Raw genomic sequence first — 21,976 nt, 5'->3', positions numbered from 1 at the left:
GCCACTCCGGTCACGAGCGTCTACCGGCCGGGTGCGGCGTCATCTTGGGGGAGACGATGAGCAGGGGCGACGTTCGGTTTGAGGTGCTGGGGCCGTGGGAGGTCACCGACGCCAGCGGTCCGGTGGTGATACCGGCCGGTCGCATGCGACTGCTGCTGGCCTCGCTGCTTGTCTCGGTGGGCCGCTCGGTGCCCACCGACGTGCTGGCCGAGCAGGTGTGGCCGGAGCGTATGCCGGCCCGGGTGCGGGCCACCGTCCACACGTACATCGCCCGGCTGCGGCGCCTGCTCGGGCACGACGTCATCGAGACCGCGCCCGGCGGCTACCGGCTCGCCGTGGCGGCGGAGCGGATCGACGTGTGGCGGTTTCGTGAGCTGCTGCGGCGGGCCGCGGCGGCGGAGACGGCCGAGCGCGAGCTGGACCTGCTGCGCGAGGCGCTCGCGCTCTGGCGCGGCCGCCCGTTCATGAGCATGGAGTCGACGTGGCTCGACCGCGAGGTGGTGCCTCGCCTCGGCGACGAGTGGTTCAGCGCCACCGAGCGCCGCATCGACCTGGAGATGCGCATGCACAGCCCGGGTGGCCTCGTCGCCGAGCTGCGCGACCTCGTCCGCTCGTACCCCACGCGCGAGTCGCTGTGGCTGCGGCTCATCGAGGCGCTGCACCGCTGCGGGCGCCGGGCCGAGGCACTCGACGCGTACCAGGAGGTGCGCGGGGTGCTCACCGACGAGCTGGGCATCGAGCCGAGCGACGCGCTCCAGCAGACCCACCGCCGCGTGCTGCTCGACGGCAGCGCGCCCGCCCTCGCCGAGCCGGCGGCCGACAGCGTGGCCACCCGCCAGCTGCCGCACGACATCGCCAACTTCAGCAGCCGTGCCGAGCTCGCGCAGCTGCACCGGCTGATGTCCACGATCGCGCGCAACGAGCGGCGGGTCACCCACATCGTCGCGATCGACGGCGCGCCTGGCATCGGCAAGACCACGCTCGCGGTGCACTGGGCGCACAAGGTCGCCGACGCGTACCCCGACCTCCAGCTCCACCTCAACCTCCGGGGGTACGGGCCGGGCGAGCCGATGACGCCGGCGGCGGCCGCCGAGACGCTGCTGCGCGGCCTTGGCGTGCGCGCCGACATGATCCCGCCCGGCGGGGACGAGCGGGCCGCCCTGCTGCGCAGCACGCTCGCCGGCCGGCGCGTGCTGTTGCTGCTCGACAACGCCCGCGACGCCGAGCAGGTGCGCCCGCTGCTGCCCGGCGCCGACAGCCTGGTCGTGGTCACCAGCCGCAACCAGCTCCGTGGGCTGTCCATTCGGGACGGTGCCCACCGGGTCACGCTGGGGCCGCTGCCGCCGCACGAGGCGCTCGCACTGCTCGGCGCCGCCTTCGGCCGGGCGCGGATGGCGGTCGAGCGGGATGCGGCCGAGCGGCTTGTCGAGTTCTGTGACGGGCTGCCGCTGGCGCTCGCGATCGTGGCCGAGCGGGCACAGCGTGCCGGCGGGCTGACCGAAGTCGTGCAGGCGCTGATGGACGAGCGAAACCGGCTCGACGTCTTCGGCGACGGAGAGGGCGACCCGCACACCGACCTGTGGGTGGCGCTGTCCTGGTCGTACCGGGCGCTGACCCCGGACGCGGCGGCGATGTTCCGCCGGCTGGGCCTGCACCCGGCCGGCGACTTCACCGCCGACGCCGCGGCCGCACTGGCCGGCGTGCCGCAGCGCGCGGCCGAGCAGGCGCTGGACCAGCTTGTCGCGGTGCACCTCCTCCAGCAGCGCCGGCCGCGCCGGTACGAGCTGCACGACCTGGTCCGCTGGTACGCGAACGAGCAGGCCCGCCGCGACGAGGTGCCGGGAGCGCGGCTCGACGCGGCGCGCCGGCTCGTCGACTGGTACCTGCACGCGGCGGTCGCCGCCGACAGCGCGCTGCTGCCGCACCGCCGGCGCGACTACCTGACGCCCTACGAGCCGCAGGTCGAGCCGCCCGCGTTCGACGGCGCGGCCGCCGCGGTGGCCTGGTTCGAGCGGGAGTACGACAACCTGCGCGCCGTGATCCGCTGGGCGGACGCCAACGGCTTCGGCGGACACGCGTGGCGGACGCTGACGTCGATGACCACGTTCTTCGAGCGGCGCATCCCGTGGCAGGACGCGATCGAGTTTCACGAGTGGGTGCTCGGCGCGGCCAGCGCGGCGGGTGAGCGCACCGGCGAGGGGTACGTGCTCAACGGCCTCGGGTACATGTGCCTGCTCAAGGGCGACCTCGACACCGCGATCCGGCACTTCCGCGGCGCGCTCGACCGGTTTCGCAGCTCCGGGCACGTGCGCGGCGAGGCGATGTTGTGGGGCAACCTCAGCACCATCTACGGCGAGCGGGGTGATCACCTGACCGCCCGCCGGTACGCCAGCCGCGCGCTCGAGATGTGCGAGTCCCTCGGCTACGAGCGCGGCCGCGCCCTGAACCTGGACAACCTCGGCGTGGCCCTCTACGCGGCCGGCCGGTACGACGCGGCCATCGAGTGCCACCTGGAGGCCGGCGAGATCAACACCAAGCTCGGCGAGGCCAACAGCGAGGCGATCAACCGGCACCACCTGGGTCGGGCGTACGCGGCACTGGGGCGGCCGCGGCTCGCACTGCGCGCGTTCCGCGAGGCCATCGCCATGTACCGACGCCAGGGCAACCGCCGGTTCGAGGCGCTTGTCGTGGTCGACGTGGGCGGCACCCTGCACCAGGCCGGCCACGGCGGGCTGGCCCGGCACTTCTGGGAGGCGGCCCTCGTGACGCTCAAGGAGTACGACGACCCGCGCGTCCTGGAGGTGCGAATGGCCATAAAAGCCCTGCACACGGCGGTCGCCTGAAGGGACCAAAAAAATCTTGAGATGGGTTGTCGAATCCACGCGGGGCCGGTCGACGCGTTGATAGAAGGACCTGGAGACGACCAAGGAGCGAGACGATGAGCAAGATCACGACCGGTGCGACGATGTCCCTCGACGGCTTCATCGCCGGGCCCAACCACACCGACGGCTTCGACCACCTCTTCGCGTGGTACAGCGCGGGCGACGTCGAGGTCCCCACGGGCTTTCCGGACATGACATTCAAGGTCTCCGAAGCCAGCGCCGAGCATCTGCGCGGGCTGCTCGAGCGGATGGGGGTGCTCGTCTGCGGTCGGCGCCTCTACGACATCACCAGTGGATGGGGCGGCCGGCACCCGATGGACAAGACCGTGGTGGTGGTGACCCACAAGCGGCCCGACGACCGTCCCGAAGACGACGAAAACTTCGTCTTCGTCACCACCGGTATCGAGGACGCGATCGCCAAGGCCAGGGAGATCGCCGGCGACAAGGACGTCGGCGTCAACGGCGGCGAGATCGCCCGGCAGTGCTTCGACGCCGGCCTGCTGGACGAGGTGCACGTCGACCTCGTGCCGGTCTTCCTCGGCACCGGTATCCCGCTGCTCGGCCAGATCAAGGACGGGCCGGTGACGCTGGAAGGGCCGACCTTCGTCACGCAGGGGAAGGGTGTGACCCACCTGGCGTACCGGGTGGTGCGGAAGTAGTCAGGTCACGCTGCATGAGCAGCGTGTCGACCCAGCGTCCGTGCTTCCGACCGACGCCGGCCAGCCGGCCGGCGTCGGTGAACCCCATCCGGCGGTGCAAGGCGGCGGAGGCGTCACTGCCGGTGTCCGCGATCACCGCCACCACCTGCCGTACGCCGGCCGCCTCGCACCGGGCGAGCAGTTCGGTGAGCAGCGCGGCGCCGAGCCCCTTGCCGGTGTGCCCCGGTGCGAGGTAGATCGTGTCCTCGACGGTGTGCCGGTACGCGGGCTTGGGCCGCCACGGTCCCGCGTACGCGAAGCCGATCGGTCCGGCGCCTTCGTCGGCCACCAGAAAGGGCAGGTCGCGCTCGCTGAGGTCGGCCAGCTTGGCGGCCCACTGCTCGACGGTCAGCGGGGCCATGTCGAAGGTGGCGACCGAGTGCTCGACGTAGTGCCCGTAGATCTCGGCCACCGCGTCGAGGTCGGCCGGGCTCGCGGAACGGATGTTCATAAGAAGATCTTCCCGGGGCAGACTGGTGGCATGGCCTACGACGTGAGTGTGGTCCGCGCCACCTATCCCGCCCTTTCCGACGGATACGCCTACCTCGACGGCGCCGCCGGTACCCAGGTGCCCGAGGCGGTGATCGAGGCGATCGCCTCCGCGTACCGCCGCGGGATCGGCAACGTGGGCGGGGCGTTTCCGGCCAGCCACCGCTCCGACACGATCGTCGCCGAGGCCCGGGCCGCGGTCGCCGACCTTGTGGGCGGGGTGCCGGAGGGTGTGATCCTCGGGCCGAACATGACCACCCTCACGTACCGGCTGGCGTACGCGCTGTCCAGGAACTGGCGGGAGGGCGACGAGGTGGTGCTGTCCCGGCTCGACCACGACGCCAACGTGCGGCCGTGGGTACAGGTGGCCGCCCGCGCCGGCGCGACGGTGCGCTGGGCCGAGGTGGACGTCGCGAGCGGCGAGCTGGGCGTGGACCAGTACGACGGGCTGATCGGCGAGCGCACCCGGCTTGTCGCGGTCACCGCGGCGAGCAACGTGCTCGGTACCCGGCCGGACGTGCCGGCGATCACCGCGAAGGCGCGGGCGGCCGGGGCGGTCACCTACGTCGACGGGGTGCACGCCAGCGCGCACGGGCCCACCGACGCGGCCGCGCTCGGCGCCGACTTCTACGCCACGAGCGCGTACAAGTGGTCCGGCCCGCACGTCGGCGCGGTGGTCGGCGACCCGGCCCGGCTCGACGCGCTGATCCCGGACAAGCTCGCGTCCTCCTCCGACGACGTGCCGGGGCGGTTCGAGACCGGCACGTCGCCCTTCGCCGACTTCGCGGGCGTGGTCGCCGCCGTCGACCATCTGGCCGGGCTCGACCCGACCGCCACCGGCACGCGCCGGGAGCGGCTGCTGGCCTCGCTGGCCGCGGCCGAGGCGTACGAGCTGGAGCTCTTCGCCGACCTGCTGGGCGGCCTCGCCGCGATGCCGCACGTCACCGTGTACGGCAAGGCGGCGCGGCGCACCGCGACGGCGTACTTCACCGTCGCGGGACGCACGCCGCGCGAGGTTTCCAGCCACCTCGCCGAGCAGCGGGTGAACGTGTGGGATGGGCACAACTACGCCTGGGAGGTCACCGCGGCGCTCGGCATCCGGGAGGCGGGCAGCGCGGTGCGGGCCGGGCTCGTCCACTACAACGACCGCACCGACGTCGACCGCCTCCTGGATGGCGTCGCGTCGCTGGCCTAGTTTCTCGGGCGGCGTTCCCGCGCGGCGGTCACGAGGTTGGCCAGCGCGGCCTCCACCTGCGGGTACGTCCGCGTCTTGAGGCCGCAGTCCGGGTTGACCCAGACCCGCTCCACGGGCACCACCTTGAGCACCGCGTCGAGCAGGTCGCCGACCTCCTCGGCGCCGGGCACGCGGGGCGAGTGGATGTCGTACACGCCCGGGCCGAGCCCGCGCCCGAAGCCGTCCAGCTCGCCGAGGATGCGCCCGCCGGACCGGGCCGACTCGATGGTGGTGACGTCGGCGTCCAGCCCGTCGATCGCGGCGACGACCTCGTTCGCGTTCGAGTAGCACAGGTGGGTGTGTATCTGGGTGTGGTCGCCGGCGCTGGAGGTGGCGTGCCGGTACGCCGCGACCGCCCACCCCAGGTACTCGTCCTGGCGCTCGGCGCGCAGCGGGAGCAGTTCGCGCAGCGCCGGCTCGTCCACCTGGATGATCGACGTACCGGCGGCGGCGAGGTCGCGCACCTCCTCGCGTACCGCCTCGGCGACCTGGGTGACCACCTCGCGCAGCGGGATGTCCCGCCGCACGAAGGACCAGGCCACGATCGTCACAGGGCCGGTGAGCATGCCCTTGACCGGCCGGTCGGTGAGCGACTGGGCGAACCGGGTCCAGCGCACGGTGATCGGCGCGGCCCGGCGCACGTCGCCGTGGATGATCGGCGGGCGGGTGCAGCGGGAGCCGTACGACTGCACCCAGCCGAAGCGCGTCGTGGCGAAGCCTTCGAGGTGTTCGGCGAAGTACTGCACCATGTCGTTGCGTTCCGGCTCGCCGTGCACGAGCACGTCGATGCCGAGCCGCTCCTGCAGCCGGATCACCCGCTCGATCTCCGCCTCGATCAGCCGCTCGTACCCCGGCTTGTCGAGCGTCCCGGCGGCCAGCGCGGCCCGGGCGGCGCGCAGCTCGTCGGTCTGCGGAAACGAACCGATGGTCGTCACCGGCAGCTCCGGCAGTCCAAGGTGGACGGCCTGCGATGCGGCCCGCTCCGGGTACGGCGCCCGGCTGTCCATGGTGGACGCGGGCGTCGGCGGGGACGGGGTGGCCACCGGCGCCACGCCCGCGCCGCCCCGCGCCAGGCGGTCGGCGAGCGCCACGACCTCGGCGACCTTCTGGTCGGCGAACGCCAGCCGCTCGCGCAGGGCCGGGTCGAGGTCGGTCTCGGCCGCCAGGTCGTACGGCACGTGCAGCAGCGAGCAGGAGGTGCTCACCACGACGTCCGGGTAGCGGGACAGCTCGTACAGCGCGGCGTCGAGGTCTGTGCGCCACACGTCCCGGCCGGAGACCACGCCGGCCACCAGCGTCTTGCCGCCCAGCGCGGCCGGGTCGACCGGGCCGCCGCGGACGAGGTCGAGGCCGATCGCCTCGACGCCGGTGGCGGCGAGCGCGGGCAGCGCCTCGCCCAGCTCGCCGAAGTACGACGCGACGAGCAGCTTCGGCCGGTCGGTGAGCGCGCCGAGCCGGTCGTACGCCCGACGCGCCTCGGCCACGCCAACGCCGGTGACCAGCGCGGGCTCGTCGAGCTGCACCCACTGCACGCCCTCGGCGGCGATCGCGGCGAGCAGGTCGGCGTACGCGTCGACGGCGTCGTCCAGGCGTGAAAGCGGGGACGGGCTGCCGGGAGCGGGCTCGGACAGCAGCAGGAACGTCACCGGACCCACCAGCACCGGCCTGGTCTCGTAGCCGAGAGCACGCGCCTCGCGTACCTCCCGGATGGGCTTGTCGCCGGCCAGCCGCAGCGGCGTATCGGCGCCGATCTCCGGCACCAGATAGTGGTAGTTGGTGTCGAACCACTTGGTCATCCGCAGCGGCGGGAGGCCGTCGGCGCCCCGCGCCATCGCCACGTACGAGTCGGCGGCCGCCCGGTAGCGTTCCGGCACGGCGTCGAGCAGGACCGCGGTGTCCAGCACGTGGTCGTACTCGGAGAAGGTGTTGGAGGGCAGCGAGCCGAGCCCGAGCGCGGCGAGCCGGCGCCAGGTGTCGGCGCGCAGGTCGGCGCCCACCCGGTCGAGGTCCGCGCGGCCGAGCCGCCCGTCCCAGTACGCCTCCAGCGCCCGCTTCAGCTCGCGGCGCGGTCCGATCCGTGGGTACCCGAGGATTGTCGAATGCGTCAGCACGCGAGCGATCCTGCCCATGGCGCGGGCCTTCTGGGCCGTCTATAGCCGCTGCTTATAGCCCGGCGCCCAGCGAGCGGAGCGAGCGCAACCAGCACAGCGGATGGCCATACTGGGGTGTGGACCCGGGACCGCCGCCGCGCGAGATCGCCTGCTTCGTGCGGGTGGCCGAGCACCTGAGCTTCTCCCGGGCCGCGGCCGCGCTCGGCATGACCCAGCCGGCGGTCAGCCAGGCCGTCGCCCGCCTCGAGCGCACGCTGGGCATCCGCCTCTTCGAGCGGACAAGCCGCGAGGTCGCGCTCTCCGACGAGGGCAAGGTGCTCCTGCCGTACGCGGAGGCCATGCTGGAGCACGCCGCCGCGTTCGCGACCGAGGCGGCCCGCCTCGCCGAGCCGGCCGGGCAGCCCATCAGGCTGGCTTATTGCCCGCTCGTCGGCGCGCTCGCCGCCCGCGTGGTGCGGCGGCTGGCGGACCGTTCGCCGGCGATCGACGTCGAGCTGCGCCGTGCCGGCTGGAATGCGGCGACCGCCGAGCTGGCGCGGGGCGGTGCCGCGGCCGCGTTCATGAGCACGCCCTTTCCGGGCGGGGTGGCGATGACCGCGCGGTTCCACGTACCCGTGACGCACGTGGCCGTGCCGGCGCGGAGCCGGCTGGCGACCGCGACCCGCCTCGGCCTCGACCAGCTGCCCTCGGTCCTCCTGCCGCGCCTGCGCCCGCCGGGCAGCGTGTGGCACGCCCTCGCCGCCCGCCTGCGGTCGCCGGCCGTGGTGGGCGACCTCGACGACCTTCCGGCGGCCCTCGACCTTGTCGCCGCCGGACGCGGTCTGCTGGCCGCGCCGCACCTGCTTGTCGAGACGGTACGCCGCCCGGATGTGCATTTTGTCCCGATCGACGCCGGCGACCTGCGGATGACGTACGGCCTCGTGTGGTCGCCGGAGCAGGCGTCGGCCGAGGTGATGGCGCTGGTGCAGGCGGCCCGCCAGATCCTGCGGGTGCCGTAGCACTTTTGGTATTTGCCGGACTTTTCTTGGGACACTGACGCCCATGGATCTGCAGCAGCTGCAAGGGGTGCGGGAGTTCGTGGTCCGGCAGAGCGTGCGCATGTCGGAAAACCGGTACGAGGTGCACGCCGTCGGAGCGGACGGCGCCGAGGGTGGCGTCGTCGCGGTGACCGAGCAGAAGCGCGCGGACTACAAGCGCGGCGCGATGCTCTACGCCGACGACAGCCGGCGGCAGCCGGTGCTGAGCTTCCAGGCGGCCGGCGCGGCGTACACGGTGACCGACGGGGGTGGCGTGCCGCTGGGCGAATTCCGCAAGGCGTCCGGTAAGACCGTGTGGGTCGTGGAGCAGCCCGGACTGCCGCCGGTGAGCGGCAAGGAGAGCAGCTCGACCGTCTCCACGCTGCGCAAGTTCAGCGCCGACCTCTTCTGGCTGCCATACCAGTTCGAGTTCACCCGCGCGGGCGGCGGGGAAGCCTTCACGGTCGCGAAGAGCTGGAGCGTGCGGGACAAGTTCACGATCACCGTGCCCGACCCGAACCTGGACCGCCGGGTGGTCATCGCCGTCGCTGTCGCACTGGACGCGATCGCGAACCGCTAAGCGAGTCTTCCTGCGATGCCTTAGTTGGCACGCCAAACTATTGACAGTCATCTGTCGCCTGTGTGAATCTCTGCGGCGGAGCCGGCGGAAGCCTGGGCAGCTTCCTCTTCGACGTCGCACGCCTCCCTTGTGGACACAGCGTGCGGTTTCCGTTTGCCCAGGCAAACGCTTGGTTCCTCAAGGAGCACACACATGCGAAGAAGCATCGCCGGCGCTCTCGCCTCCGTCCTGGCCGCCGGTGCGGTGGCCGTCGTTACCCAGGTGGCCGTGAGCACCTCCACGCCCGCGTCCGCCGCCGCCTCCGACCCGTACAACTGGAAGAACGTGCGGATCGACGGCGGCGGGTACGTGCCGGGCATCGTCTTCAACCCGACCGAGCGAAACCTCATCTACGCCCGCACCGACATCGGCGGTGCTTACCGGTGGGACCAGAGTGGCCAGTCGTGGATCCCGCTGCTGGACAAGTACGGCTGGGACCGGTGGGGGTACAACGGCGTCGTCAGCATGGCGACCGACCCGGTGCAGACCAACCGGGTGTACGTGGCCGCGGGCATGTACACGAACGACTGGGACCCCAACAACGGCGCGATCCTGCGCTCCACCGACAAGGGCAACACCTGGGCCGAGACGGCGCTGCCGTTCAAGCTCGGCGGCAACATGCCCGGCCGCGGCATGGGCGAGCGGCTGGCCGTCGACCCCAACCGCAACAGCACGCTCTACCTCGGCGCGCCCAGCGGAAACGGCCTGTGGCGCAGCACCGACTTCGGCGCGACCTGGGCGAAGGTCACCAACTTCCCGAACGCCGGCAACTACGTCGCCGTGCCCGGTGACGTGTACCAGGGCGACAACCAGGGCGTCGTGTGGGTGACGTTCGACAAGCGGACGGGCACCGCCGGCAACGCGACGCAGACCATCTACGTGGGCGTCGCGGACAAGCAGAACACGGTGTACCGCACCACCAACGGCGGCACGACGTGGGAGCGGGTCGCTGGCCAGCCGACCGGGTACATCGCGCACAAGGGCGTGCTGGACACGACCGGCGGCTTCCTCTACATCGCGACGAGTGACACCGGCGGCCCGTACGACGGTGCCAAGGGCGACGTGTGGAAGTACAACACCGCGACCGGCGCGTGGACCCAGATCAGCCCGATCCCGTCGAGCAGCGCCGACGACTACTTCGGGTACAGCGGCCTCACGATCGACCGCACCAACCCGAACACGATCATGGTAGCCACGCAGATCTCCTGGTGGCCGGATGCGATCTTCTTCCGCAGCACCGACGGCGGTACCACGTGGACGCGGATCTGGGACTGGACGTCGTACCCCAACCGCTCGAAGCGGTACACGATGGACATCTCCTCGGTGCCGTGGCTTTCGCTCGGCGCCAATCCCCAGCCGCCGGAGGAGACGCCGAAGCTGGGCTGGATGAACGGCTCCGTCGAGATCGACCCGTTCGACGGCAACCGCTTCATGTACGGCACCGGCGCCACGATCTACGGGGCCACCAACCTCAAGAACTGGGACACCGGCAGCACGGTCACGATACGGCCGATGGTGCGCGGGCTCGAGGAGACGGCGGTACTCGACCTGATCAGCCCGCCGTCGGGCGCCTCGCTGGTGAGCGGCCTCGGTGACATCGGCGGCTTCCGGCACACCAACCTGGACGCCGTGCCGGCGATGATGTTCCAGCAGCCGTACTTCACGAGCACGACGAGCCTCGACTACGCCGAGACCAACCCGAGCATCATGGTGCGGTCCGGCAACTTCACCGACTCCGACCGGCCGAACGACAGCCACGTCGCGTTCTCCACGGACGGTGGTGCCAACTGGTTCCAGGGCACCGAGCCGGGCGGGATCAACTCCGGCGGCACGGTGGCGGCGGCCGCCAACGGCAGCCGCTTCGTGTGGGCGCCGGGTGACGCCGGCATCCAGGTGCACTACACCGTGGGATACGGCAACAGCTGGACCGCGGCGTCGGGCATCCCGGCGAACGCGGTGGTGGAGGCCGACCGGGTCAACTCCAACAAGTTCTACGGCGTCAGCAACGGCACCTTCTACGTCAGCACGAACGGCGGGCAGTCGTTTACCGCGGCGGCCACCGGGCTGCCCACGACGGGTGTGAAGTTCAAGCCGGTGCCGGGGCGGGAGGGTGACATCTGGCTGGCCGGCAGCACCGGCCTGTTCCGGTCGACCAACTCGGGGACGAGCTTCACCAAGATTTCCAACGTCACCGAGGCGGTCAACGTCGCGTACGGGCGGGCCGCGCCAGGCCAGTCGTACCAGGCGCTCTTCATCGTCGGCACCGTGGACGGAGTCAAGGGCGTGTACCGGTCCGACGACACCGCCGGCACCTGGCTGCGGATCAACGACAACGCGCACCAGTACGGCAACATGGGCGAGGCACTCGCCGGCGACCCGCGCATCTACGGGCGGGTGTACCTGGGTACCAACGGGCGAGGCATCCTCTACGCCGACCGCACCGGGGGCACCCCGACCACTCCGCCTACGACACCGCCTACGACGCCTCCGACCACACCGCCCACGACGCCGCCCACGACGCCTCCGACCACCCCTCCCACGACACCGCCGACCACGCCGCCCACGTCTGGGCCGCCGACGGGGAGCGGTTGTGCCGTGACGTACGCGATCACGGGTCAGTGGGGCGGCGGCTTCCAGGGTGACGTGAAGATCACCAACACCGGTACCCAGGCGGTCAACGGCTGGTCCCTGGTGTGGTCGTTCGCCAATGGCCAGCAGATCTCGCAGATCTGGGGCGCCACGCGGACGCAGAGCGGCGCCACGGTGACCGTGCGAAACGAGGCGTGGAACGGCACGATCGCGCCCAACGGGTCGGCGACGTTCGGCTTCATCGCCAGCTGGACGGGCACCAACGCCCGGCCGACGGCGTTCACCCTCAACGGCTCAGCCTGCTCGGTGAGCTGATCGACGTGGGCGCTCGCCACCGTTGATCTCGGCGGCGAGCGCCCACCAGGTCAGCTTGATCGCGGCGCCGAGCGCCCACTTCTTAGACGAAAGGCGAAGGGCCGGGCGACCGGGGATAGACGCGGGTGTGCTCCGCTACTGGGCAGGCTGAGCGCATGGACGCGGTGTATCAGCGGCACGAGACGGTGGTCTCGGAACCGGCGTGGGCGGTGGGCCTGATGTGGGTGGGCCTGCCGCTCGCCGGCGCCGGCGCGGGCTGGCTGCTGCAGGCGCTCGCCGGGTGGCTCGCCGAGCTGCCGTGGGTGCCGTTCGACGGTCTTTTCGAGCTCGTCGCCTCGGTCGCCGACAACGAGCCGCTGGCCACGATCGTCAGCCTCGCGGTGGGCGCGGTGGTGGGTCTCGTGCTCGCCGTCATGGGCGCGATGGAGATGCTCGTCGTGCGGATCACCGACGGCGACGTCACCCTCCGCCGGGGTGACAGCACCCGACAGATCAACCGCAGCGTGGTACAGACGGTCTTCATCGACGGCAAGCAGCTCGTGCTGCTCGGGCGGGATGCCGAGGAACTGGCCCGGGAGGGCTTCGACCTCGGCGCTGACGCGATGCGGGACGGCTTCCTCGCGCACGGGTACCCGTGGGCGGCGGCGGGCGACCCGTACCGGGACGAGTTCCGCCGGTGGGTGCCGGACGACCCGGCGCTGCCGGGGAGCGCCGACGCGCTGCTCAAGGCGCGGGCGAAGGCGCTGGAGAAGGGCGACAAATCCGACGCCGTCGAGCTGCGGGGCGAGCTCGGCAAGCTGGGCGTCGTCGTGCGCGAGGAAGCGAAGCGGCAGTACTGGCGGCGCACCCACCCGACCGGTGGCTGAGCAGGGGGTATCCGGTTTGGGGCGGCTCGGCTAGCCTGTGCCCCGTGACCGCCACGGGGGGAGTGGCGTCGCAGCCGCTGCCACCGCGGCCGCGTCGCTACCGCACGTTCACGAGCGCCGTCGTCGAGACGGGCGCCGTGCTGGCCTCTTCCGCGCGGCTGCTGTGGCGGCACTGGCCGGTGCTCTTCGCGCTCTACTTCGCCGGCGCGGCCGCGAAGGTGTTCATCTCGATCGGCGCGGTGCAGGCCAGCAAGCTCAGCGGCGTGCTCGGCGTGATGATCATAATTCTCGGCCCGGTCGTCACGCTGATCTCGCTGGTCCTGATGCTGCGGGTGGTGCGCCCCTCGCTGCCCTGGCTGGCGGCCGCCACCGCCGACCCGCTGCCCGACGAGTCCGGCGATGCCCCACGCCGCCCGCCCACGCTGATGGACCACCTGGCGAGCGCGCTCGTCCCGTTCCTCGCGGTGTACGCCTCGTGGGGCTACCTGCAGGACGACTTTTCCGGCTACGTGTACGACGTGCTGTACGACGCGTCCTTCAACGACCCGCGGGTGTTCGACGATCCGACCGTCCTCAGTCGGGAGCTCGATGACCGGCTGCCGTTCAACACCTCGATCGCCCTGATCTCGGTGATCGTGGTGGCGATCGTGTTGCGCTGGCTACTCAACACCTTCCGCGCCGGCCGCAGGTGGCCCGTGCTGGGCATCCTCGGCGCGTACGTCGAGGTCATCTGGATCATCGTCTCGGTCGCCGCGCTCAACCAGGTTCGCGACCCGGTGACCAGTTGGCTGCGCGAGCGCAAGGTCGTCAAGTGGCTGCTCGAGCTGTGGGACCGTTTCGTCGAGGCGCTCGGCCCGCTCACCGGCCTCGTGCGGGGTGCCGGTGACTGGTTGGTGGGCGCGATCGCGTCGGCCGACACCGTGATCGTGGTACCGCTGGCGTGGCTCGCCGTGGGCGCCGTCGTGTACGGGCACAGGCTCGCGCCGCCCGCGCCGTCCGGCTCCGAACTGTTGCAGCGGGCAAGCAAACGGTGGAACGCACTGCCCAAGCCCGTCCGCGTCGTGGGTGCCAACGCGACCTCCGACCTGCGCGAGCGATTCATGCCGCTGGTGCACGGGGTGCGCACGCTCGCGCAGGCCGGGCTGGCGCCGATGCTGTTCTTCTGCCTCTCGTTCCTCGCCGCGCAGACGGCGAACGACCTGCTGTGGGAGGTCGAGCGGGTGATCATCGGACCACAGGACCTGGACGAGGTGTGGCGCTCGGTGGTCGGCCCGCTGGCGATCTTCAACGACGCGGTGGGCGTGGTGCTGCTGGCCACCCTGCTGGCCGCAGCGGTCGACCGGGTGTTGCGGCTGCAGCCGGCGACTCCGGCAGACTCCGCCTCCGCGGCCGCGCCGGAAGGCGACGCTCAGGACGTGGGCAGCCGGGCGTAAAGCGGCAGTTCCAGGCTGTTCACCACGCGTACCGCCGAGGGCTGCGCCGACCCGGACGTCACGAAGTACATCTCGGCCTGCCACGGGGTCGATGGGTCGTCCTCGTCCGGCGTGCAGGACGGGTAGCCGGCGCGAGTGCCGTCCAGCTCGTCTGGGTTCACGCTGTAGAGGCGCCCTGCGGTGTCTTCCAGCACGAGATCGCAGCCCGCGAGCGCCTTTCTGTCGGCGGCTTCGAAGGCGAGGGTGGCCTTCCACACCTTGGTGCCACCCTGCGGCCTGAAGAGCTCCCCGTCGTACTTCTCCAGGTAGATGGCCGGCTCGAAGGTGACGAGCCGGACGCGCGCGCCGGCGTACGAAGCCCAGCCGTCCGAGCTGGGCTGGACCGCTTGGCGCGGGTACCCACTGGTGTACTTGTCGAATCCTTCCTTGGCGCTCGGCCCGATGGCGAGGGCGAACGCGGGCAGGATCGCGATCAGCCCCCACAGGTTGCGCCGCCACCACCCCTTGGGCCTCGCCACCGCTGGCGCCGGTGGTGGCTGTATCGGTGGTCCCGGCGGCGGAAAGCCGTGCGGCCCCGGAAGGCTTTGTGGTGGCGGGATCTGGTTCGGCTGCCCCGCCCCGTGGGCCGCTGGGTGCGCCACGCCCGGCTGGCCGGGCGGTGCCGCCAACGGCGTTCCTTGCGGCGCGAACGCCACCGGCGCGCCCTGCTGCGGCATAGCGGGTTGCGGCGCGCGCGGCTGAGGGGCGGGCGCTTGCGAGGTGAGCGCATGAGCTGCGGCTGTGTGAGGCGCGGCTGTGTGAGGCGCGGCTGTGTGAGGCGCGGCTGTGTGAGGCGCGGGCGGTTGGGGTGCCGGCATCTGGGGTGCGAACGCTTGGAACGGAGGCGACTGAGGCATTGACGCCTGGTGCGTTGGTGCCTGGGGCATGGCCGGCTGCGGCGTTGGTGCCGGGCGTGTGGGTTCCCAGTGCGTTGGTGTCTGGTGTGTGGGTGCTTGCGGTGCGGGTGGCTGGGGCGTCGGTGGCGTTGGCATGCGGTGCGCTGGTGCCTCGGGCGCGGCCGCCTGGTGTGTGCCCGTCCTGGCCGATGGCGCTACGGGTGCGCTCCACGGTGAGGGCGTCTCCTGCGTCGCACCCCAGGCCGATGGCGTTCCTCCCGCCGCTGGCTCCTCCGCACGCCGGGGCGGCACCACCGGCTTTGGTGGCGGAGGGAGAGCGGAGGTGGCCGACGTCGCGTTCGTGACGGGTGAACGCGGCGCCACCTGTGGAGGCTGGTGCGGACCCGCGTTCGGGTATTCGCCCGGCGCGTGGGGTGGCTGGGGCAGCGGGTTGAGCAAGACCGGCGGCTTGGGACCCAGCGGCGGCGCCTTACGGTCGGCCACCCGCGGGTGCGCGGCCGTGTCCGCCTGGCTGGGGTCGACCTGGATGGCGGCGGTGTCGGGCTCGACCGCGGGGATGACCGCCGTGTCGGACTCGCGGGCCTGAGACGCTTCCTGCTGGGGCGCCCACACAGAGTCAGCGTGCGCCCGGTGAGACGGCGACGGCGGTGGCTGTGTCACGACGCCACCTTCGCCGCCTCCATGATGACCGCGTCCTTCTGCGCGGCCCACGCGTCCACCTTGGCGGTGTCCACTTTGGGCAGCGAGAACTCGGCCATGGCGTCCATCCGATGTTCCAAGCTGTTGGCCGCCAACCGTAGCCGCATGGAGGTGGCCACATCGCGCGGCACTTCGACCGCGATCTCGCCCTCCACCGTCACCCCCGGCTGGAAGGTCCGCCCTCCGGGGGCGAGCGGCTGCGTGCACCTGGTGCTCGCCAGAAACTCACGGTCACGGTCGTCGATGAGCGCCGCGTATCCGACCCGCGTGTCCTCGGTGGTAGCGGTGATCTTCACCCGGACGAGGAGCCACACGCCGCCGGTTTCGTAGCGCTTGGCGTCCACCCCGAGCAGGCCCGCACCGCGCATACTGACCAGCTCAGCCTCGAACGTGCGGGCCGAGACGGAGTCGCCCACCTCACCGACCGCGATGTACGGCCGCTCACGCAGGTCCGCGCGATCTCCGTTGAGGGGCCGCCAGTTGGCCACCACGCCCCCGACCGCCAGCGCGGCGATGAGGAGCATGCCAACCCGCGCGCGCATCCCGGCCCGCTCGATCCTCCCCGGCGGCGCCCGATGACGCCGGACCTCCTCCGGGTCGACGGCCATCGCACCCGCGACCCCCGCAGCCCCCAGACCAGCAGCCGCGCCCGCGCCTGCACCGCCCGCGCCCGCACCGCCCGCGGCCGGCAGACCAGCGGGCGGAGCCCATCCGCCCGGCGGCGCTGCGGGACCGGGCTGCGAGGTGGCGGGACCGGGCTGCGGCCCTGAGCCGTGCTGTGCACCGGCCGCCTGTGGCGCGGGCCAGCCGGCATGAGGCGGTGGTGGCGGAAGCGAACCGGGCGGCGGGGCCGCCGCGGGCGCCGACCAGCCACCCGGCGAGGGAGGTGCGGGGTGTCCAGGCGAGACGCCGGGTGGGGATGGTGCGGGGTGTCCGGGTGCGGCGCCGGGTGGGGTAGGCGCGGGGTGTCCAGGCATAGCGCCGGGCGGCGGAGGTGTGGGGTGTCCGGGTGCGGCGCCGGGCGAGGAAGGTACGGGGTGTCCAGGCACGACTCCGGACGGCGGAGGTGCGGGGTATCCAGGTGCCGGGCCAGGCGGAGGTTGCGGTGCCGGACCAGACCAGCCGGTGGACGAGGGCGGGGATGCGGGCCAGCCACCCGGCGGAGGCGGGGACACGGGTCGGCCACCCGGCGGGGGCTGCGACGTGGAGGCGGGCCAGCCCTGTGGCGGGGGCGGTGACGCAGATGCGGGCCAGCCCTGTGGCGGAGGCGGCGACGTGGAAGCGGACCAACCGTGCGGCGGCGCGGGCGCAGGCCACCCACCTTGCGGTGCGCCTTCGCCGGGCTGCGGACCACCGTGCGGCGGCGGTGGGATCTGGCCGGGTGGCACAGTGCCGTGCGATGGGCTCTGCCCATGCGATGGGAGCGCGCTGTGGGGCGGGACTGCGCCGTGCGGCGGGACCGTGCTGGACGGTGGGCTCGCGCCGGGCCAGGCGCCAGGTGTGGGCATAGCGGCACCCGGCGCTGGCGGCGGCATCGCGGGACCGGGCGCGGGCGGCGGCATCGCGGGACCGGGCGCGGGCGGCGGCATCGCGGGACCGGGCGCGGGCGGCGGCATCGCGGGACCGGGCGCGGACGGCGGCATCGCGGGACCGGGCGCGGACGGCGGCATCGCGGGACCAGGCGCGGACGGCGGCGCCGCGGGGCCGGGCGGGATCGGGCCGGGCCAGGCGGGTGTGCCGGCCGCGGGCCAGTTGGCGGGAGCGGGGGCGCCGGCGTGCGGCGGGGTGGGGTGCCCTGGCCAGCCGCCCGATCCCGGTCCGGCCGCGCCCGCTGCCGTAGGCCAGCCCTCGGGCGGCGCGCTGCCTGGCGGGGGCCAGCCGTTGGCGGGCTGGTCCTGGTCGGGGTGCTCGGGTGGCGTGGTCACTTGCCGCGCCTGTCCTCGATGGGCACTGTCAGCTCGGCGCGGGGTTCGAGGTCCTTCCACTCCTTGCTGTTGGTCAGCGTGTCCACGCGATAGGTCTTCTGGTTGATTGTCACCGTCACCTCGGTGGGTACCGGGGCGGTGCTCTCCTGCTCGTAGAAGAACGCGAGCTTCTCCGGCATCGACGGCTGGAGGTAGTTGACGTGGGTGCCGTCGCGCAGTCCGATGACGTACTGGGGTTCGAGGCGGGGATAGTCCGGCTTTTCCACCAAGCCCTCGACGCCCGAGATGTCAATGATGTCGTCGGTGTCGTTGCGGCTCTCGTTTGCGGTGACCTCGACCGTGGCGAGCACGACCACCCAGCGGTTGGCGGGGTTTGTCAGGCGGAGGCCTGGGAGGCCGTCGCCGACGAGGCGGCCGCCGTCGACCGTGACGTTCCACGGCTCGCCCTTGCTCAGCTCGTGGATTTTGGCGGCGGGCACTTCGGGCTCTTCGACGGTCTCCAGCCCGCCGAACAGGCCCGACGCGGCGAGGGCGGCGGCGCCGGCGCTCAGGCCGAGCCACCGCAGTGGAACAGCGACAATACGGGCGCGGAGCCCTCGCGGACCCGCGCCCGGCCCCCCGCCGACGCTAGACACGTTTCCGGAGCATAGGCGCAACCAGCCGGCCCTACCAGCCCTCAACGGCACCCTGCAGGCACTGGCATACTCCGATGCCGCCGCGCCATGCGGCGCCGGTCGGCGCCGCCGCGAAGACCTTGCCGGCGGCTATCTCGGGCGGCCGCGGGGAAAGGGCCACCCGTTGGGTACGCAGCCGTTCATCCCGAAGATGTGCTGCTGCATCACGGGCGCCAGCCGCCCCTTTCCGGGGCACGTCACGTGGCTGTGGCCCAAGAAGTGGCCGACCTCGTGGTTGACCACAAGATGGCGGTACATGTCGACATCGCCCGCGTACGCCGGTATGGCCAGCACCCACCGTTTCACATTGATCACGACGTTTTCCTGGCCGCGGCAGGAGACCTCGCCGCCGGTGTCCAGGCCGTAGCGGCCGCAGATCTCGTCGACGGTGTCGGGGCTGGCAAGCTTCACGATGAAGTCGACCGATCCGCCCGCTGGACGCTGGAAGGCCCATTGGCCACCCGCCGTCCACCCCCGTTCGTCGGCCAGGATGCGGTCGACCCACTGCGCGAACTCGCCCGGCGTCTGCTCCAACCCCCGCTCGACCTCGACGCGGTACCGCAGCACTTTGCCGCTGCCCACGCGTTTGGCGGAGCCGGTCGCGCGCCGGAAGCTACCCTCGCCGCTCTGCGGAAACGTCGGCGGAGCCGTCGTGGACGGCGGCGCCTGCGTCGACTCGACGGGCGTCTCTGGCGCCGCCGTCGGTGGTCCGGACCAGGTGTTTGACGTACCTGATGATGAATTGTCGCGAATCGCGAAGCCGCCGGCCGCAAATGTCAGGCCGCCCACGACGGCGCCCACGCTGACCACGACGTAGGCCAGCGCGCGGTTCCTACGCCGCACGCCGCTGCTCCTCCTCCTGGACCGCCGCGACGGCCCGCCGCAGCGCGATCGTCTCCCGTATCCGGCGGCGGGCGGCGCGGCGCCACCGTTCCTCCTCTTCGCGTCCCATGCCACGCACCGTACGGAGGCGGCGGTGAAGAACCATTGAAGAAGCTGTCTGCCCGGCGTTCTTCACTGCATCTTCATCGCGGTACCAGGCACTATTGGACACCATGAGCGAGCGCAGCGAGCGAATCATCGGGTGCGGTGCGCCTGGAGCCTCGTGGCCGCCCGCAGCGAAGCGAGGACGGCCATGAGCGCGCGGATCCTGGTCGCCGAGGACGACCCCAAGCAGGCGAACCTCATCCGGGTCTACCTGGAGCGGGAGGGCCACAGTGTGCTCGTGGTCGGCGACGGGCGCACCGCGCTGGAAAACGCCCGCGCGCGCCGTCCCGACCTCGTCGTGCTCGACGTGATGATGCCGCAGGTCGACGGCCTTGACGTGTGTCGCATCCTGCGCGGCGAGTCGGAGGTGCCGATCCTGCTGCTCACCGCGCGTACCACCGAGGACGACATGCTGCTCGGCCTCGACGTGGGGGCGGACGACTACATCACGAAGCCGTACAGCCCTCGCGAGCTGGCTGCGCGCGTCCGCGCACTGCTGCGCCGCGCGGGCGCGGTCACAGCGGGTAACCAGGCCATCCTCAAGGTCGGCGATCTGGAGATCGATCCAGGGCGATTCGAGGTACGCGTGGGTGGGCGGCCCATCGTGCTGACGGCCAAGGAGTTCGGGATCCTGGAGGTTCTGGCGGGCGAGCCGGGTCGGGCGTTCACGCGGGCGCAGATCATCGACCGGGCGTTCGGGTTCGACCACTACGTGCTGGAGCGCACGGTCGACGCGCACGTGATGAACCTCCGCCGCAAGATCGAGGAGGACGCGGCCGAGCCGCGCTACGTGCAGACCGTTTACGGGCGCGGGTACCGGTTGGCCGAGTCGTGAGCGAGCGTAGCGAGCGAACCGTTTGGCTCAATGCGTCTCGTGGCTCGCGTCCGCCCGCAGCGAAGCGAGGACGGGCGTGAGCTTCCGGATTCGCGTGTTGGTGCTGGTCACGCTCGTGGCCGTCACCGCCGTGGGTGCCACCGCCTGGATCGTGCTGCGCCAGGCGTCGCAGCAGATCGCCGACTCCGAGACAGCCGACCGCGCGGTGATCGACCAGGTGACCAGCGAGCTGCTCCAGTACGGGCAGACGCACGGCACGTGGGAGGGCGTGGCCGGCCTCGTCTCGGATCTCGGCGTCAGCACGGGGCAGCGGATCCACCTGGCGACCGAGTCGGGCGAGGTGGTGTCCGACACCGACACGCTGCAGGGTGTCACCGCCCGCAAGCTCGGCACCTCGGTCACGCTCGTCGATCCCCGACCCAAGATCGAGCTTGCCGAGGTGCGCGAGCCGTTCGTCGCGACCGACAAGGCGGTGAGCAGCTACCGCGCGGGCGTGCGCTTCGCGGCGTGCATGTACCGAGCTGGGTACAACATTCTGAAGATCGACGGTGCCCTCGGCGTGCCCACGTTTCAGGCCCGCGACGGCGACCCGGCCGTCCTGAAGGACTGCTACGCGCGTTCGGCCGAGTCGCCGCGCGAGAACGAGTTCGACCAGCGGCGGATCGCCGCCTGCAAGGAGCCGGAGGTTGCCGGCGAAGCGCTCCCGATCTGCCTCTCGCAGGCGTTCACCGACCTGATCAGCGAGGTGGCCCCGAAGCCGCTGCGGGTCACGCTGGGGTTCGCCGGCGAGCCGCGTACACCCCTCTCGCCCGCCCCCATCCTCGCCGCCGCGGCCGGCGTGGCCATCCTCGCCTTCGCGGGCACCGCCCTGCTCAGCCGCCGCGTGCTCCGCCCGATCGGCAGCCTCACCGAGGCCGCCCGCCGGCTGGGGCGCGGCGACCTCACGAGCCGGGTCGCGGTGGTGGGCAGCGACGAGGTGGCCGAGCTGGGCCGCACGTTCAACCGCATGGCCGACTCCCTCCAGCGCGGCGAGGAGCGGCAGCGGAGGCTGGTGGCCGACGTCGCGCACGAGCTGCGTACGCCGCTTGCCAACCTGCGCGGCTACCTCGAAGCGCTCAAGGACGGCGTTATCGAGCCCGACCCCGATCTGTTCACGTCGCTGCACGAGGAGGCGGTACTCCAGCAGCGCATCGTCAACGACCTGCAGGACCTGGCGCTGGCCGAGGCGGGCACGCTCGCGTACCACCGCACGGTCATCGACATGGCCGAGGTGCTGGAGACCACCCGCGCCGCCCACCACGCGGTCGCCGAGTCGGCCGGCGTGCGCCTGATGGTGGCGTCGCCGGGGCCGGCCCAGGTGCACGCCGACCCCGACCGCCTGCGGCAGGTGCTGGGCAACCTGGTCACCAACGCCCTCCGCGCCACCTCCGCCGGCGGCAGCGTGACGCTCTCGACCACGGTGGACGGCACCGCGGTGGTGCTGCGGGTCGCCGACACCGGCACGGGCATCGCGCCGGCGTCGCTGCCGCACGTCTTCGACCGCTTCTGGCGGGCGGACTCGGCGCGCGGACGGCGTACGGGCGGGAGCGGCCTGGGGCTCTCGATCGCCCGCCAGATCGTCACGGACCATGGCGGCACGATCACGGTCGCGAGCCAGCTCGGCGTCGGTACGACGTTCACCATCACGCTGCCCGCCCTCCGCACCTGA

General features: G+C 72.2%; 17 protein-coding genes. 11 read left to right on the top strand and 6 right to left on the bottom strand.

The features are described from left to right. The first annotated feature begins 56 nt into the window (after positions 1-56). Both Phou_RS17075 and Phou_RS17070 read left to right on the top strand, forming a co-directional pair. Positions 57-2,843: an AfsR/SARP family transcriptional regulator gene (locus tag Phou_RS17075; RefSeq protein ID WP_173056931.1), complete on the top strand. Its 2,787-nt coding sequence runs from the start codon at positions 57-59 to the stop codon at positions 2,841-2,843. Positions 2,844-2,938: 95 nt separating this feature from the next. Beyond that, on the top strand, positions 2,939-3,541 hold the full coding sequence (locus tag Phou_RS17070; protein WP_173056930.1) for a dihydrofolate reductase family protein: 603 nt from the start codon (positions 2,939-2,941) through the stop codon (positions 3,539-3,541). On the opposite strand, the gene Phou_RS17065 is transcribed toward Phou_RS17070, so the two are convergent. Beyond that, on the bottom strand, positions 3,489-4,031 hold the full coding sequence (locus Phou_RS17065) for a GNAT family N-acetyltransferase (RefSeq protein ID WP_173056929.1): 543 nt from the start codon (positions 4,029-4,031) through the stop codon (positions 3,489-3,491). The genes Phou_RS17070 and Phou_RS17065 overlap by 53 nt on opposite strands. Positions 4,032-4,061: 30 nt before the next feature. Here Phou_RS17065 and Phou_RS17060 point away from each other — a divergent pair, with 30 nt between their 5' ends. After that, the gene (locus Phou_RS17060) at positions 4,062-5,264 is read left to right on the top strand and encodes a cysteine desulfurase-like protein (RefSeq protein ID WP_173056928.1); all 1,203 of its coding nucleotides are present in this window, start codon (positions 4,062-4,064) and stop codon (positions 5,262-5,264) included. On the opposite strand, the gene metE is transcribed toward Phou_RS17060, so the two are convergent. Next, positions 5,261-7,414: a 5-methyltetrahydropteroyltriglutamate--homocysteine S-methyltransferase gene (gene metE, locus Phou_RS17055; RefSeq protein WP_246273595.1), complete on the bottom strand. Its 2,154-nt coding sequence runs from the start codon at positions 7,412-7,414 to the stop codon at positions 5,261-5,263. The two genes, Phou_RS17060 and metE, sit on opposite strands and share 4 nt — an antisense overlap. 116 nt (positions 7,415-7,530) lie before the next feature. On the opposite strand from metE, the gene Phou_RS17050 reads away from it, so the two are divergent. From Phou_RS17050 to Phou_RS17030, 5 genes are all read left to right on the top strand, one after another. After that, positions 7,531-8,412, top strand: coding sequence for a LysR family transcriptional regulator (locus Phou_RS17050; protein WP_173056926.1), 882 nt, complete (start codon positions 7,531-7,533; stop codon positions 8,410-8,412). 43 nt (positions 8,413-8,455) lie between these two features. Then, positions 8,456-9,010 carry an LURP-one-related family protein gene (locus tag Phou_RS17045; protein ID WP_173056925.1) on the top strand — a complete coding sequence of 185 codons (555 nt, stop codon included), beginning with the start codon at positions 8,456-8,458 and terminating at the stop codon, positions 9,008-9,010. Positions 9,011-9,202: 192 nt separating this feature from the next. Beyond that, complete coding sequence (locus Phou_RS17040) at positions 9,203-11,953, top strand: cellulose binding domain-containing protein (protein WP_173056924.1); 2,751 nt, start codon at positions 9,203-9,205, stop codon at positions 11,951-11,953. A 155-nt stretch (positions 11,954-12,108) separates the two neighbouring features. Beyond that, positions 12,109-12,819 (top strand): YqeB family protein, encoded by a 711-nt coding sequence (locus tag Phou_RS17035; protein WP_173056923.1) that lies wholly within the window; start codon positions 12,109-12,111, stop codon positions 12,817-12,819. A 44-nt stretch (positions 12,820-12,863) separates the two neighbouring features. Next, positions 12,864-14,252: a hypothetical protein gene (locus Phou_RS17030; protein WP_173056922.1), complete on the top strand. Its 1,389-nt coding sequence runs from the start codon at positions 12,864-12,866 to the stop codon at positions 14,250-14,252. On the opposite strand, the gene Phou_RS17025 is transcribed toward Phou_RS17030, so the two are convergent. Next, positions 14,228-14,770 carry a P-loop NTPase family protein gene (locus Phou_RS17025; RefSeq protein WP_173056921.1) on the bottom strand — a complete coding sequence of 181 codons (543 nt, stop codon included), beginning with the start codon at positions 14,768-14,770 and terminating at the stop codon, positions 14,228-14,230. The genes Phou_RS17030 and Phou_RS17025 overlap by 25 nt on opposite strands. 700 nt (positions 14,771-15,470) lie before the next feature. Here Phou_RS17025 and Phou_RS17020 point away from each other — a divergent pair. Then, the gene (locus Phou_RS17020; RefSeq protein ID WP_173056920.1) at positions 15,471-15,734 is read left to right on the top strand and encodes a hypothetical protein; all 264 of its coding nucleotides are present in this window, start codon (positions 15,471-15,473) and stop codon (positions 15,732-15,734) included. A 70-nt stretch (positions 15,735-15,804) separates the two neighbouring features. Here Phou_RS17020 and Phou_RS17015 read toward each other — a convergent pair whose 3' ends face one another. The 3 genes from Phou_RS17015 to Phou_RS17005 form a co-directional block, all read right to left on the bottom strand. Further along, entirely contained in the window at positions 15,805-16,455 is a 651-nt protein-coding gene (locus Phou_RS17015) for a hypothetical protein (protein ID WP_173056919.1), read from the bottom strand. Positions 16,456-17,768: 1,313 nt separating this feature from the next. Continuing rightward, positions 17,769-18,407 carry a hypothetical protein gene (locus Phou_RS17010; RefSeq protein ID WP_173056918.1) on the bottom strand — a complete coding sequence of 213 codons (639 nt, stop codon included), beginning with the start codon at positions 18,405-18,407 and terminating at the stop codon, positions 17,769-17,771. Between the two features lie 129 nt (positions 18,408-18,536). Continuing rightward, complete coding sequence (locus Phou_RS17005) at positions 18,537-19,289, bottom strand: DUF3152 domain-containing protein (RefSeq protein ID WP_173056917.1); 753 nt, start codon at positions 19,287-19,289, stop codon at positions 18,537-18,539. Between the two features lie 292 nt (positions 19,290-19,581). On the opposite strand from Phou_RS17005, the gene Phou_RS17000 reads away from it, so the two are divergent. Further along, positions 19,582-20,268, top strand: coding sequence for a response regulator transcription factor (locus tag Phou_RS17000; protein WP_173056916.1), 687 nt, complete (start codon positions 19,582-19,584; stop codon positions 20,266-20,268). Between the two features lie 76 nt (positions 20,269-20,344). Continuing rightward, positions 20,345-21,976 carry a sensor histidine kinase gene (locus Phou_RS16995; protein ID WP_173056915.1) on the top strand — a complete coding sequence of 544 codons (1,632 nt, stop codon included), beginning with the start codon at positions 20,345-20,347 and terminating at the stop codon, positions 21,974-21,976.

Source organism: Phytohabitans houttuyneae (assembly GCF_011764425.1).
Taxonomy (GTDB): Bacteria; Actinomycetota; Actinomycetes; order Mycobacteriales; family Micromonosporaceae; genus Phytohabitans; species Phytohabitans houttuyneae.
The sequence above is the reverse complement of the archived record's forward strand: the minus strand, read 5'-3'. Positions and strand labels throughout refer to the sequence as shown.

Excerpts from the sequence above, each read along its gene's own strand:
- Phou_RS17075 (WP_173056931.1), top strand. The coding sequence starts at position 57 with ATGAGCAGGGGCGACGTTCGGTTTGAGGTGCTGGGGCCGTGGGAGGTC.
- Phou_RS17070 (WP_173056930.1), top strand. The coding sequence starts at position 2,939 with ATGAGCAAGATCACGACCGGTGCGACGATGTCCCTCGACGGCTTCATC.
- Phou_RS17065 (WP_173056929.1), bottom strand. The coding sequence starts at position 4,031 with ATGAACATCCGTTCCGCGAGCCCGGCCGACCTCGACGCGGTGGCCGAG.
- Phou_RS17060 (WP_173056928.1), top strand. The coding sequence starts at position 4,062 with ATGGCCTACGACGTGAGTGTGGTCCGCGCCACCTATCCCGCCCTTTCC.
- Phou_RS17045 (WP_173056925.1), top strand. The coding sequence starts at position 8,456 with ATGGATCTGCAGCAGCTGCAAGGGGTGCGGGAGTTCGTGGTCCGGCAG.
- Phou_RS17040 (WP_173056924.1), top strand. The coding sequence starts at position 9,203 with ATGCGAAGAAGCATCGCCGGCGCTCTCGCCTCCGTCCTGGCCGCCGGT.
- Phou_RS17035 (WP_173056923.1), top strand. The coding sequence starts at position 12,109 with ATGGACGCGGTGTATCAGCGGCACGAGACGGTGGTCTCGGAACCGGCG.
- Phou_RS17015 (WP_173056919.1), bottom strand. The coding sequence starts at position 16,455 with ATGGCCGTCGACCCGGAGGAGGTCCGGCGTCATCGGGCGCCGCCGGGG.
- Phou_RS17000 (WP_173056916.1), top strand. The coding sequence starts at position 19,582 with ATGAGCGCGCGGATCCTGGTCGCCGAGGACGACCCCAAGCAGGCGAAC.